The organism is Kitasatospora sp. NPDC001309 (assembly GCF_042896295.1).
In the GTDB taxonomy this organism is placed as follows: domain Bacteria; phylum Actinomycetota; class Actinomycetes; order Streptomycetales; family Streptomycetaceae; genus Kitasatospora.
This window is the reverse complement of record NZ_JBIAXC010000048.1, coordinates 62,575-74,799: the sequence shown is the minus strand read 5'-3', so window position 1 is coordinate 74,799 and position 12,225 is coordinate 62,575. Positions and strand designations below refer to the sequence as shown.

The following is a 12,225-nucleotide window of genomic DNA, read 5'->3' as shown; positions in this document are numbered from 1 at the left end:
TGGCACGCTGTTGAGTTCTCAAGGAACGGACGCTTCCTTCGGACCGCCTTCCAGCGGGCCCTCCGGGCGCTTCGTTCTTTCGTGTTTCCAGCTTACCAGATGTTTTCCGCTCCGTTTTCCGGAGTTTCATTCATCCGATTCCCGCTGGCGGGATTTCCTGCGAACTTCGTTCCGAAGCTTATCAAAGCTTTCGGAGTGTTCCGTCCGTGGGATTTGCTTCATCGGAGGGCGCGCATTTCGTGAAACGCGCTCGCCTCGATTTCGGCGGTGTCGTAGACACTAACGCCCGGGCCCGACCGTTGTCCAGTCGCTCCCAACCGTTCAAACCTACTAGCCCACCCACACCACGTCAATGGTTTGGTCGGGATGCGAGAAGACTAGCAGGTCAACGGCCTGTTGATCACCACGGCTCAGGCCGCGACGGGCTGCAGGTCCGCCCGGTCGGCCGCGTCCACGTCGCCGAACTCCCCGCTCGCCGCGGCCTTCCGGCCCAGGACCAGCGCATAGGTGAGGAACGCCGCCTCCGCCACGACTCCGATGGAAATGCGGGCCCAGGTCGGCAGGCCGGACGGCGTCACGAAGGCTTCGAGCACGCCGGCCACGGCCAGCACCGTCGCCAGCCCGATTCCCATGCCGATGATCGAGCGGCCCTGTTCCGCCAGTGCCACCGCGCGGGTGCGCGGGCCGGGGTCGATGAGGGTCCAGCCGAGGCGCAGGCCGAGGCCGCCGGACACGAAGACCGTGGTCAGCTCCAGCAGGCCGTGCGGGATGAGCAGGCCGAGGAAGACGTCCAGCCGCCCGGCCGAGGCCATCAGCCCGACGCCGACGCCGAGGTTGACCACGTTGACCCACATCACGACGAGTACCGGGATGCCCAGCGCGATACCGAAGAGCAGGCACTGCACGGCGATCCAGGCGTTGTTCGTCCAGACCTGGGCCGCAAAGGAGCTGGCCGGCCGGTCCGAGTAGTACGCCTCGTACTGTCCGCCGGGGCGGGTCAGCTCGCGCAGGTCGTCCGGCGCGATCAGGCTGTTCCGGACCTCGGGGTGGGTGGCCATCCACCAGGCGATCAGCACGGTGACGACCATCGAGACCGCCGCGACCGGCATCCACCAGCGGCGCGCGCGGTACAGCGCGGCCGGGAAGCTCACCGTGTAGTAGCGGGCGACGTCCTGCCAGCCGTTGGTGCGGGCGCCGGTCACCGCGCTGCGGCCCCGCGAGACCAGGCCGGTCAGCCGGCCGACCAGGGCCGGGTCCGGCGCGGCGGCCTGCACCTTGGCCAGGTGGCCGGTGGCGCGCTGGTAGAGGGTGACCAGCTCGTCGGCCTCGTCCCCGTTGAGCCGGCGCCTACGGGCAAGGGCGTCCAGCCGGGCCCACTCCCCCTGGTGGGTGGCGACGAAGACGTCCAGGTCCATTCGGCGGCTCCATGGTCGGCGATGGCGCGAGGCGCGCGTGCGCGGGTCGGGCAGGTACGTACGGACACGTGCGGGCCCAGCATGCCAGGAACCGCCGCCGCCCCGGCCGCCGGGATCTCACTTCCCGTGCGACCACCGGGCGCCGTATGTTTGCGGCTGCGGATCAGACTGCGGAGAGCGGGCAGTGGGGGCCGATCCACGTGCGCTCCCACCTGCTCGCATGAGCGTGAACGGACAGGTGTCTTGAGCGACCTGGTGACGGGTGAGGCGGTCGTCCTCGACCTGCAGACGGCGAAGCTTCCGAGCAGGGCGTTGGCGATCGTGCTCGACCTCCTCATCGAGTTCGCCGCCCTGTTCGTGTCGACGCTGGTGCTGAGCATCGCCCTGTCCGGCCTGGACAGCGCGGCGCTGGCCGCGACGATGCTCGGGATGACGGTCTTCTTCCTGGTGGCCCTGCCGGTGATGATCGAGACCCTCAGCCGCGGGCGCTCGGTCGGCAAGGCGGCGCTCGGACTGCGGGTGGTGCGCACCGACGGCGGCCCGGTCCGGTTCCGGCACTCGCTGGTGCGCGGGCTGGTGGGCTTCTTCGAGCTGATCGCGATAACCGGCGCCCCGGCCGTGATCACCTCCACGCTGAACGCGGACGGCAAGCGGCTCGGCGACATCTTCGCCGGGACGGTCGTGGTCCGCGAGCGCACTCCGGCCGGAGCCGGTGCGGCCGGCCCGCTGCCCCCGGTGCACCCGCAGCTGCTGCACGACATGGGCCGTGAGCTGGTCGCGATGGACCTGTCCGCGGTGCCCGAGCCGCTCTGGCTGGCGATCCGTCAACTGCTCGTCCGGGTGGGCCAGTTGGAGCCAGGCGTGTCCTTCCGGATGGCCGCCGGGCTGGCCGAGGACCTGGCCGGCCGGATCGGGAACCCGATTCCGCCGGGACTGCACCCGGCGGCCTACCTGGGCGCGGTGCTCACCGAGCGCCAGCGCCGGGAGTGGATGCGCGCCCAGCAGCGGTTCATGGCCGCGGCCCCCGTCCAGACCCCCGCCCCGCACCCGGCCGTCGCCCAGGCCCCCACGGCCGACGGTCGCCCCCACCGCGTCCTCGGCGTGCCCGCGGCGCACGCGCACGCGCCCGTAGCGACGCCCCCGGTAGCGGTCCCGGCACCGGTCCCGACGCCGGCCGCCCCCGCGGCCCCGTCCTTCGTCAAGCCCTCGCAGCCGACCCCGCCCGCTCCCGACGCAGGCTTCGCCCCACCCGCCTGAACCTCACCCGCCTGAACCCCGCCCCTGCCTGGGCGCCCCGCCCCTACTCCCCCACCGGCCAGGCGTTCGGCGGCGACTGGAGCTCCTCCAGCTCGATCCCCGCCGCCGCCAGCACCACGTCCCCGGCCAGGTGCACCACCTGCTGCTCCCCCGTCTCCAGGTCCGCCACCTGGTAGCGCTCGACCAGCAGCGGCCCCGAGTCCGTCGCGTGGGTGTCCACGCCCTCCAGCAGCCACCCCTGGTCGAAGGTGCGCGGCGCCAGCACCGGCTCGGTGAACGCCACCAGCCGCACCCGGGCGCTCGCCCCCTCCCGCAGCCGCAGCATCCGGGCGGTGGCGACCAGGAAGCCCGGCGAGCGTCCGGCGAAGCCGTGCGCCCGGTCGTGCCCCTCCGCCGCGTGCTCGCCGCCCGGGTCGGCCGCGTCGGTGCGGACCCACGCCACCCCGTCCACCGCGCCGCCGCGCACCTGCCAGCCGCCGGCCCGCAGTTCCATCCGCAACGGCCGGGCCCGCGAGTCCAGCGTCAGGTCGACGCTGCCGATCACCTGCCCGTCGGGTGCGTAGGTCTTGGAGACGTACCGCCAGCCGGCCGCCCCAGGCGCGCAGCTGAACCGCTCCTCGCCGAGCAGCACGTGGTCATGGGTGTCATGGAGCGAGTACCGACCGTTGGGCATGCCCGAAAGCCTACGCACCGGCGTCCGGTGCAACATTCCGGGCCGGTGCCCGCATCAGAGGGTCGGACGGCGCGGGAGACGCGCCGCCGCCACGACGAGAGGGGGTGCAGATGGCGAAGCAGACACGCGACGCGGAGTTCACGGAGTTCGTGGCTTCACGGAGTGGCTGGCTGCGGAAGGTCGCCTATCTGTTGTGCGGGGACTGGCACCGGGCCGACGACCTGGTGCAGGAGACCATCACCAAGCTGTACGTGCACTGGGCGAAGGCGAGCCGCGCGACGAACGTGGACGGCTACGCCCGCCGGACGCTGGTGAACACGTTCCTCGCCGAGCAGCGCACCTCCTGGTGGCGCCGGACGGTACGGACCGGCACCGATCCGGACATCGCGGCCACGAGCATCGACCTGGACGTCTCGCTCGACCTGCGCAAGGCCCTGGCGGCGCTCCCGCCGCGCCAGCGCGCGGCCGTCGTGCTCCGGTACTACTGCGACCTGTCGATCGACCAGGCAGCCGAGGCGCTGAACTGCTCCTCCGGCAACGTGAAGAGCCAGAGCGCGCGCGCCCTGGAGACCCTCCGCCGCAGTCTCGTTCTCGTCCCGGCCCTTGCAGAGAGGACGTCATGACCGCCACCGATCACCGTGAGCTGAGCATCGCCCTGTCGGCTCTGGCCGACGAGCCGGCCCCGCCCGCGGCCTTCGACATCACCACGTCCATCACCCGTGGACGGGCCCGCCTGCAGCGCCGGTACCGGGCCACGGCCGGCGCGGTGGCCGTCGTGGCGGCCGTCGCACTCACGGCCACGATGCTGATGAGGCCCGGCACCACGGCACCGGCGGTGCAGACCCTCCCGGCGGTCACCGCGACGCCGGCCCCGACCCCGACCCCGACGTCGACCACCGCCCCGGCCGCCGCCTCGGACCCGCTCAGCACCGAGGTCTCGTACGGCTGGCTGCCCGACTGGGTGGACCAACCGGGCCGGATCGACCGCGAGATCCAGGCCAAGGGCCTCTACTCCGCGAACAAGGACACCGGCCGGAGCATCCCGCGCCTGAACCTCCAGCTCTACCCGGCCGGGGTCGAGCCGCCGTTGAACCCCCAGTCGCCCCCGTACGACATCCACCTGGTGCGCGAGGACGCCCCCCCGATCAACGGGCGGACGGCCTACTGGGCGAACCTGCCGAGCGGGACGCAGACGTGGTCACTGCGCTGGCTGACCCCCTCGGGCCGCTGGGCGGAGCTCGCCGCGAGCAACGGCACCCCGGAGCAGACCGGTCGCGACGTGCTGCTCAGGGTGGCCAACGGCGTCCGGTACGGACACCGGGACGTCCCGCTGCCGGTCCAGTTCACCAACCTGCCCGAGGAGTTCGGAACACCCGACATGGTGCAGCTCTCCCGCCCGGACCCGGAAGGCCGGGGAGCCTGGAACCTCTACCTGAACTTCAAGGTCCAGGGAAGGACCGTCACCCTCGAACTGCGACCGGACACGGACGAGCCCGGCACGATGCCGACCGGGCACCCCAGCCCCGCCCCGACCTGCCAGTCCCGGAACGGGGTGTGGATCTGCGCCGCCGTGTACGGGGGCGGCACGCCGCCGGCCCTGGACGAGATCGGCGGACTGTCCGGGCTGCTCTCGCGCACCGAGCCGATCGGTGTGGACGAACGCGACTGGACCACCGACGTGTTCGTCCGCTGAGAACGACCGGACGGCCGTTCTCGGCGGACGACCGGACGACCGGACGACCGACCACGCGCCGAACGCGCCGGTGGCCGGCACCCACGGGGGGTGCCGGCCACCGGCGTTCGCCGATCACCGCGTCAGCGGCGACTCACCGCATCAGTAGCGGTACTGCTCCGCCTTGTACGGGCCCTCGACCGGGACGCCGATGTAGTCGGCCTGCTCCTGGGACAGGGTGGTCAGCTTCACGCCCAGCGCGTCGAGGTGCAGGCGCGCCACCTTCTCGTCCAGGTGCTTCGGCAGCACGTAGACGCCGATCGGGTACTCCTCGGTCTTCGTGAACAGCTCGATCTGGGCGATCGTCTGGTTCGCGAAGGAGTTGGACATCACGAAGGACGGGTGGCCGGTCGCGTTGCCCAGGTTCAGCAGGCGGCCCTCGGAGAGGACGATGATGGTGCGGCCGTCGGCCTTGCGCCACTCGTGGACCTGCGGCTTGACCTCGGTCTTCACGACGCCGTCGAGCTTGGCCAGGCCGGCCATGTCGATCTCGTTGTCGAAGTGGCCGATGTTGCCCACGATGGCCTGGTGCTTCATCCGGGCCATGTGCGAGGCCATGATGATGTCCTTGTTGCCCGTGGTGGTGATGAAGATGTCGGCGGTCTCGACCACGTCCTCCAGGGTGGCGACCTGGTAGCCGTCCATCGCCGCCTGGAGCGCGCAGATCGGGTCGATCTCGGTGACGATGACGCGGGCGCCCTGGCCGCGCAGCGACTCGGCGCAGCCCTTGCCGACGTCGCCGTAACCGCAGACGACGGCGACCTTGCCGCCGATCAGGACGTCGGTGGCGCGGTTGATGCCGTCGATGAGCGAGTGGCGGCAGCCGTACTTGTTGTCGAACTTCGACTTGGTGACCGAGTCGTTGACGTTGATCGCCGGGAACAGCAGCTGGCCGTCACGGTGCATCTCGTACAGGCGGTGGACACCGGTGGTGGTCTCCTCGGTCACGCCCTTGATGGTGGCGGCGACCTCGGTCCACTTGTTCGGGGTCTCCACGAGCGTGCGGTTGAGCAGCTCCAGGATGATCCGGAACTCGTCGTTGTCCGCGGTGGACGGGTCCGGAGCGGCACCGGCCTTCTCGAACTCGACGCCCTTGTGGATCAGCAGGGTGGCGTCACCGCCGTCGTCCAGGATCATGTTCGGGGTCTTGCCGTCGGGCCAGGTCAGCGCCTGCTCGGTGCACCACCAGTACTCCTCCAGGGTCTCGCCCTTCCAGGCGAAGACCGGCACGCCCTGCGGGTTCTCCGGGGTGCCCTCCGGGCCGACCGCGATGGCGGCGGCGGCGTGGTCCTGGGTGGAGAAGATGTTGCAGGAGCACCAGCGGACCTCGGCACCGAGCGCCGTCAGGGTCTCGATCAGCACCGCGGTCTGGACGGTCATGTGCAGCGAGCCGGTGATCCGGGCGCCGGCCAGCGGCTGCGCGGCGGCGTACTCGGCGCGGATGGACATGAGGCCGGGCATCTCGTGCTCGGCCAGCTGGATCTCCTTGCGGCCGAACGGCGCCAGGGAAAGGTCGGCGACCTTGAAGTCACCGGTGATGTCGGTCGACATGCGTCTGCTCCTCGCTGATGGGGTGGGGCACGGGCCGAGGTCCGGATGTGCGGTGCGCATGGCGGGCCGTACGGGTGCACGGCTACGCCGGGGCCGCCGGATCCCGTGGTGGCGGACCGGCTCCCTGCTGCGCAGCACAAACCGTCGGAGGACCTCTCTCCCTCGACCGGCGCACACCCTACGGGTGCGGACCGCCGATCGACCGCCATCAGCAGCGACGTTCTGGCTCTGGTGACGAATCTACACCGATGGCCCCACCGGGCGTCCGCGGATGACTGATTTGGGCGGCCGGATCCGGCCGCCGCCCAGCCGCCGCAGGACCCCTGCCCGACCGCCGCCGGCCCCCGCCGGACCGGCCCGCCGGACGGTCCGTCAGTGCGCGGCGCCCGGCCCGGGGCCGCCCGGGGTGGCCGCCGGGTCCTCGCCCGCGGCGGCCTTCTCGGCGCTGTAGACGTCCGGCTCCAGGTAGATCGCCCGGGCGATCGGGACGGCGGCGCGGACCCGCTCCTCGGCCGCGTCGATGGCCCGCGCCACCCGGGCGGCGCTGTCCTCCGCGTTGACGGCGATCTTGGCGGCGACCAGCAGTTCCTCCGGGCCGAGGTGCAGGGTGCGCATGTGGATCACCCCGGTGACCGCCTCGCCGTCCACCAGCGCGGCGCGGATCCGCCGCACCGAGTCCTTGTCGGCGGACTCGCCGAGCAGCAGCGACTTGGTCTCCAGCGCGAGCACCACCGCGATCACCACCAGCAGCACGCCGATGCACAGGGTGCCGACGCCGTCCCAGACGCCGTCGCCGGTGATCACGGTGAGCGAGACGCCGAGCAGTGCGAGCACCAGGCCGATCAGCGCGCCGGTGTCCTCCAGCAGCACCACCGGAAGCTCGGGCGCCTTGGCGGTGCGGATGTACTGCACCCAGCCCTGGCCGCCCTTGGCCTTGGCGGACTCGCGCACCGCGGTCAGGAAGGACCAGCCCTCCATCGCGACGGCGAAGACCAGCACGCCCACCGCCCAGCCCCAGGAGTCCAGCGCCTCCGGGTGGTTGACCTTGTGCCAGCCCTCGTAGACCGCGAACAGGCCGCCGACGCTGAACAGCACGATCGCCACCAGGAAGCCGTACACGTAGCGCTCGCGCCCGTACCCGAACGGGTGCTCCTCGTCCGCCGCGCGGCGCGCCCGCTTGCCGCCGATCAGCAGCAGCACCTGGTTGCCGGAGTCGGCCACCGAGTGGACGCCCTCGGCCAGCATCGAGGAGGAGCCGGTGAAGCCGAAGGCGGTGAACTTGGCCACCGCGATCGCCAGGTTGGCGGACAACGCCGCGACCAGTGCCTTCGTCCCGCCCTCTGTGCTCATGGGCAGAGAGTAGCGGCCTCAGGACTGCGCGGCGGCCAGCCCCAGGTAGACGGCGGCGAAGTCGGTCAGCGTGATCAGGTCGGCCAGCGCGTGCAGCGGGTCCGCGAGGGTGCTCGCGTACTCGGTGAGCCGTACGTCGTGGGCGGCGGCCAGCCGGTGGGCGCGGCGCACGCCGAAGCTGCGCGGCCGTTCGTCGTCCTCGGGCACCTCGGCGGGGCCGTCCTGCTCCTGCCCGGGGTCCGGCGTGCCCGCCTCGGGGACGTGCCGCAGCAGCAGCACCTGGAGGTGCAGCGGGTCGGGCTCCTCGACCCGGTCGCGGAAGAAGTCGTCCGGGTCGGCGCCCGCGCCCAACTGGCCGGTGAACATGCCGCGGTGGGCGGTGAGCACCTGCGGCAGCGCGCCGGTCAGCGCCGGGCGGCCGGCCCGCTCGGCGAGCTGGGCGGCGAACCGGGAGGCGGCGGCGCCGGCGACCGGGCCCTCGGCCCACAGCAGCGGGACCGTCCCGGCCAGCCGGGCGGCCAGGCCCTTGGCCGGGTTGGTGTACGCGGCGGCGTCCGGGCGGCAGCGCACGGCGGCGGTGTCCAGCAGGTCGGCGACGGCCGGCAGCGCGTCGTAGGGCAGCTGGGTGAGGCCGAGCTTCTGGGCCAGCGCCAGCAGCGGGGTCAGGTGGGACCACAGCGCGGCCGGGTCCTCGGCCGGCAGGTCCGGCTCGGCGGCCGGTGCGGCGGGCGGGCCCTCGTCGGGCAGCACCGTGCCGACGTACGGCAGCGGCAGCGCGCGCACCTGCAGCGCGGCCTCGGCCAGCGGGCTGCCGGGCGGGGCGGTGACGACGACGGAGCAGCCGCGGGCGTAGGCCTGCTCGGCGAGGCCGATCAGGCCCTGCTCGCCGCCGTCGGCGGAGCTGACCACCAGCAGGTCGAGCGGTCCGGCCCAGCCGGGCAGCTGCCAGCCGAGCCCGGCGGTGAAGGCGGGCGGGGCGCCGGCCGCCCGGTCGACGCGCGGGGCGACGGCCTCGGTCGGCGGCAGCGGGACGACCAGGACGGCGGTCCCGGCCAGCGCGGCGAGGATCTCGGCGGCGGTCAGGGCGCTGCCGTGCCCGGCGACCAGGACGGCACGCGGGCGGCCGTCGGGGCGCAGCCGGTCGAGGCCGGCCGCGTCGGCCTGCCGCAGCGCGGTGCGGACCCGGGCGCCGGCGCCGGCCAGGGCCAGCAGGGCGCGGTCGTGGTCGGCGCGCTGGAGGGCGGCCGGATCGTCGAGCAGGGTGTCGTCGAGCATGCGGCGGGCCTCCGGCTGTCCTGTGTGGGCGGCGGGCGCGGGTCGGGCCGGTCGGCCCCGGGGCTGGTCGGCCCCAACAGGATCAGGCCGGGCGGCGGGCCTCGTCCACCAGGAGGACCGGAATGCCCTCGCGGACCGGGTACGCGAGGCCGCAGTCCGCGCCGGTGCAGAGCAGCTCGGGCTGCTCCTCGGTGCCGCCCTCGGCGAGCGCGGCCCGGCACTGCGGGCAGACCAGGATCTCCAGCAGGAAGGATTCGAGCTTCATGGGGGCTCTCCAAAGTTCGGTGGTGGCACGGAGGTGCCCCGGCCGATAGGCAACCCTACCGGCCGGGGCACGGTGCGCTCCGGTCAGGCGCGGTCCGGTCAGGCGCGCACGACGGCGAGCACGCCGTCGCGCAGTTCGGCCATCCGCGCCGGGTCCTTGGCCTCGACGTTCAGGCGCAGCAGCGGCTCGGTGTTGGAGGCGCGCAGGTTGAACCACCAGTCCGGGCCGGCCACGGTGAGGCCGTCCAGCTCGTCCACCGTGGTGCCCTCCAGGCCGGCGTAGGCGGCGCGGACGGCGGCGGTGCTGGCGGCCTGGTCGGCGACGGTGCTGTTGATCTCGCCGGAGGCGGCGTAGCGGTCGTACTCGGCGGTCAGCTCGGACAGGGTGCCCTGCTGCCCGCCGAGCGCGGCCAGCACGTGCAGCGCGGCCAGCATGCCGGTGTCGGCGCGCCAGAAGTCGCGGAAGTAGTAGTGGGCGGAGTGCTCGCCGCCGAAGACGGCGTCGGTGTCGGCCATCTCCTGCTTGATGAAGGAGTGGCCGACCCGGGTGCGCACCGGGGCGGCGCCGAGCTCGCGGACCACCTCGGGGACGGTCCAGGAGGTGATCAGGTTGTGGATGATCGTCGGCTCGGCCTCGCCGGCGGCCTGGGCGCGGGCGATCTCGCGGGCGGCGACCAGGGCGGTGATCGCGGACGGGGAGACCGGCTCGCCGCGCTCGTCGACCACGAAGCAGCGGTCGGCGTCGCCGTCGAAGGCCAGGCCGATGTCGGCGCCGACCTTGCGGACCTCGGCCTGGAGGTCGACCAGGTTCTTCGGGTCGAGCGGGTTGGCCTCGTGGTTGGGGAAGGTGCCGTCCAGCTCGAAGTACATCGGGACGAGCTCGATCGGCAGGCCGTCGAAGACGGTCGGCACGGTGTGGCCGCCCATGCCGTTGCCGGCGTCCACGGCGACCTTCAGCGGGCGGATCGCGCTGAGGTCGACCAGGCCCAGCAGGTGGTCGGCGTAGCCGCGCAGGGTGTCCTGGGCGGAGAGCCCGCCGGGCTTCACGTCCTTGGCCGGGACGGTGACGGTGTCGTCCTCGGCGGTCCAGGACTCGACCAGCTCGCGGATCTCGGACAGGCCGGTGTCCTGGCCGACCGGGGCGGCGCCGGCCCGGCACAGCTTGATGCCGTTGTACTGGGCCGGGTTGTGGCTGGCGGTGAACATCGCGCCGGGCAGGTCGAGCTTGCCGCTGGCGTAGTAGAGCTGGTCGGTCGAGCAGAGGCCGATCTCGACCACGTCGGCGCCGTAGGCCGCGGCGCCCTCGGCGAAGGCCCGGCTCAGCGACGGCGAGGAGGGGCGCATGTCGTGCCCGACCACGATCGCGGTCGCGCCGGTGACCTGCACGAACGCGGCGCCGAAGGCCCGGGACAGGCTCTCGTCCCACTGGTCCGGGACGACACCTCGGACGTCGTACGCCTTCACGAGCTGCTTGAGGTCGCGCACTGCGGCTCCACCCTGGTTCTGTGCTGATCGATACGTCGGGCCACCGACGCGTCCGGTCGACGGATCGCGGTGGTGTCAGACGGGCAGCGTACCCGGGCCGGGCGAACGCACCGTGCGGGGCGAGGCCCAGGAGAGGCCCTAGTTGTCGGGCGAGCGCAGGACCCGGAGGTGGCCGCGGCGGCCGCCCTCGGTGGACTCGCCCTCGGGGACGCGGCCCTGACGGGGGGTCTGCGGGCGGGCGGCCTCGCGGACGGCGTTGGCGAGGGCCTCCAGGTCGTCGCTGCTGCGGCGCAGCGGCCCGGTCTCTGGGGCGAGCCGGACGACTTCCCAGCCGCGCGGGGCGGTGAGCCGCTCGGCGTGCTCGGCGCACAGGTCGTAGCAGTGCGGCTCGGCGTAGGTGGCGAGCGGGCCCAGTACGGCGGTGGAGTCCGCGTAGACGTACGTCAGCGTCGCGACGGCCGGTCGGCCGCACGCGGTCCGCGAACAACGACGTACAGAGCTCACGAGGGTGGACGGTACCGCACTCCCCGCCGGGGAGCGAAGACCGCCTGTCCGGCGGGGGTGCCGTGTCGCGCCCCGGGTGCTCACCGGCGTCCCCCCGCCTGGGCCCCGCCGGGCCGTGGGGGCGCCCCGGGCGCGCCCGCCCGGCTCCTGCCGACCGGCTCGCTCCGGCCGCTCGGACACGCGCCGTCGCACCGGCGATTCCCCCGTCGGAGTGGTCCACTTCCGACCCGCCAAGGACTACTCTCGGCAGTGATATGGACAGCTCCGCACCGCAGTCATCGACAGGCCCTTCGCGCCGCCCCCGGCACCGCGACCGGCACGGCAGGGGGCTGCGCGGCCCGCTGGCCCCGCCCCAGGTGCCGATCTCGCTCACCCGCTCCGAACTGTTCGACGACTACGTGCGCGAGTCGGTGGAGCGGTTGGAGCGGCGGTGGCCGCAGCTGATCGAGGTGGAGTTCGCCGTGCAGGAGGTGCCGCTGCACGAGCCGGACGGCGCCGACACCGAGGACGGCGTGCCGCTGGGCCGGGTGTCGCCCGGTCAGAAGGGCCACAAGAGCCAGATCGTGGTGTACCGGCGGCCGGTGGAGATCCGGGCGAAGACCCGGGAGGACCGGGCGGCGCTGGTGCACGAGATCCTGATCGAGCAGGTGGCCGAGCTGCTGGGGCTGTCGCCGGACGCGATCGACCCGCGCTACGACGAGGAGTGACCTTCCGGGGCC

12 protein-coding genes are annotated in these 12,225 nt (G+C 73.1%); 4 read left to right on the top strand and 8 right to left on the bottom strand.

Annotated elements, in window-relative coordinates:
- Positions 1-410: 410 nt before the first annotated feature.
- Positions 411-1,415 carry a stage II sporulation protein M gene (locus tag ACFY2K_RS35145; protein ID WP_375895831.1) on the bottom strand — a complete coding sequence of 335 codons (1,005 nt, stop codon included), beginning with the start codon at positions 1,413-1,415 and terminating at the stop codon, positions 411-413.
- A 243-nt stretch (positions 1,416-1,658) separates the two neighbouring features.
- Here ACFY2K_RS35145 and ACFY2K_RS35140 point away from each other — a divergent pair, with 243 nt between their 5' ends.
- Entirely contained in the window at positions 1,659-2,672 is a 1,014-nt protein-coding gene (locus ACFY2K_RS35140) for an RDD family protein (RefSeq protein ID WP_380525662.1), read from the top strand.
- 43 nt (positions 2,673-2,715) lie between these two features.
- Here the strand turns inward: ACFY2K_RS35140 and ACFY2K_RS35135 are convergent, their stop codons facing one another.
- The gene (locus tag ACFY2K_RS35135; protein WP_375895836.1) at positions 2,716-3,345 is read right to left on the bottom strand and encodes a hypothetical protein; all 630 of its coding nucleotides are present in this window, start codon (positions 3,343-3,345) and stop codon (positions 2,716-2,718) included.
- 110 nt (positions 3,346-3,455) lie between these two features.
- Between ACFY2K_RS35135 and ACFY2K_RS35130 the strand changes: the two genes are divergently transcribed.
- Both ACFY2K_RS35130 and ACFY2K_RS35125 read left to right on the top strand, forming a co-directional pair.
- The gene (locus tag ACFY2K_RS35130; RefSeq protein WP_380525661.1) at positions 3,456-3,968 is read left to right on the top strand and encodes a SigE family RNA polymerase sigma factor; all 513 of its coding nucleotides are present in this window, start codon (positions 3,456-3,458) and stop codon (positions 3,966-3,968) included.
- Complete coding sequence (locus ACFY2K_RS35125; protein WP_380593450.1) at positions 3,965-5,038, top strand: hypothetical protein; 1,074 nt, start codon at positions 3,965-3,967, stop codon at positions 5,036-5,038. Before ACFY2K_RS35130 ends, ACFY2K_RS35125 begins: the two co-directional genes overlap by 4 nt.
- 141 nt (positions 5,039-5,179) lie before the next feature.
- Here the strand turns inward: ACFY2K_RS35125 and ahcY are convergent, their stop codons facing one another.
- From ahcY to ACFY2K_RS35095, 6 genes are all read right to left on the bottom strand, one after another.
- A complete protein-coding gene (gene ahcY / locus ACFY2K_RS35120; protein ID WP_375895843.1) occupies positions 5,180-6,628 on the bottom strand; it encodes an adenosylhomocysteinase in 1,449 nt (482 codons plus the stop codon).
- Between the two features lie 372 nt (positions 6,629-7,000).
- Positions 7,001-7,978 carry a cation diffusion facilitator family transporter gene (locus ACFY2K_RS35115; RefSeq protein WP_375895846.1) on the bottom strand — a complete coding sequence of 326 codons (978 nt, stop codon included), beginning with the start codon at positions 7,976-7,978 and terminating at the stop codon, positions 7,001-7,003.
- A gap of 18 nt (positions 7,979-7,996) precedes the next feature.
- Positions 7,997-9,253, bottom strand: coding sequence for an SIS domain-containing protein (locus ACFY2K_RS35110; protein WP_387716671.1), 1,257 nt, complete (start codon positions 9,251-9,253; stop codon positions 7,997-7,999).
- Between the two features lie 82 nt (positions 9,254-9,335).
- Positions 9,336-9,518, bottom strand: a complete 183-nt coding sequence (locus ACFY2K_RS35105) for a Trm112 family protein (protein WP_375895850.1) — start codon at positions 9,516-9,518, stop codon at positions 9,336-9,338.
- Between the two features lie 98 nt (positions 9,519-9,616).
- Positions 9,617-11,002: a phosphomannomutase/phosphoglucomutase gene (locus tag ACFY2K_RS35100; protein WP_387716669.1), complete on the bottom strand. Its 1,386-nt coding sequence runs from the start codon at positions 11,000-11,002 to the stop codon at positions 9,617-9,619.
- Between the two features lie 138 nt (positions 11,003-11,140).
- On the bottom strand, positions 11,141-11,590 hold the full coding sequence (locus tag ACFY2K_RS35095; protein ID WP_387716667.1) for a DUF3499 domain-containing protein: 450 nt from the start codon (positions 11,588-11,590) through the stop codon (positions 11,141-11,143).
- A 170-nt stretch (positions 11,591-11,760) separates the two neighbouring features.
- Here ACFY2K_RS35095 and ACFY2K_RS35090 point away from each other — a divergent pair, with 170 nt between their 5' ends.
- Positions 11,761-12,213: a metallopeptidase family protein gene (locus ACFY2K_RS35090; protein ID WP_350509617.1), complete on the top strand. Its 453-nt coding sequence runs from the start codon at positions 11,761-11,763 to the stop codon at positions 12,211-12,213.
- The last annotated feature ends 12 nt before the right edge of the window (positions 12,214-12,225 follow it).

Excerpts from the sequence above, each read along its gene's own strand:
- ACFY2K_RS35090 (WP_350509617.1), top strand. The coding sequence starts at position 11,761 with ATGGACAGCTCCGCACCGCAGTCATCGACAGGCCCTTCGCGCCGCCCC.
- ACFY2K_RS35145 (WP_375895831.1), bottom strand. The coding sequence starts at position 1,415 with ATGGACCTGGACGTCTTCGTCGCCACCCACCAGGGGGAGTGGGCCCGG.
- ACFY2K_RS35110 (WP_387716671.1), bottom strand. The coding sequence starts at position 9,253 with ATGCTCGACGACACCCTGCTCGACGATCCGGCCGCCCTCCAGCGCGCC.
- ACFY2K_RS35115 (WP_375895846.1), bottom strand. The coding sequence starts at position 7,978 with ATGAGCACAGAGGGCGGGACGAAGGCACTGGTCGCGGCGTTGTCCGCC.
- ACFY2K_RS35135 (WP_375895836.1), bottom strand. The coding sequence starts at position 3,345 with ATGCCCAACGGTCGGTACTCGCTCCATGACACCCATGACCACGTGCTG.
- ACFY2K_RS35130 (WP_380525661.1), top strand. The coding sequence starts at position 3,456 with ATGGCGAAGCAGACACGCGACGCGGAGTTCACGGAGTTCGTGGCTTCA.
- ACFY2K_RS35125 (WP_380593450.1), top strand. The coding sequence starts at position 3,965 with ATGACCGCCACCGATCACCGTGAGCTGAGCATCGCCCTGTCGGCTCTG.
- ahcY (WP_375895843.1), bottom strand. The coding sequence starts at position 6,628 with ATGTCGACCGACATCACCGGTGACTTCAAGGTCGCCGACCTTTCCCTG.
- ACFY2K_RS35105 (WP_375895850.1), bottom strand. The coding sequence starts at position 9,518 with ATGAAGCTCGAATCCTTCCTGCTGGAGATCCTGGTCTGCCCGCAGTGC.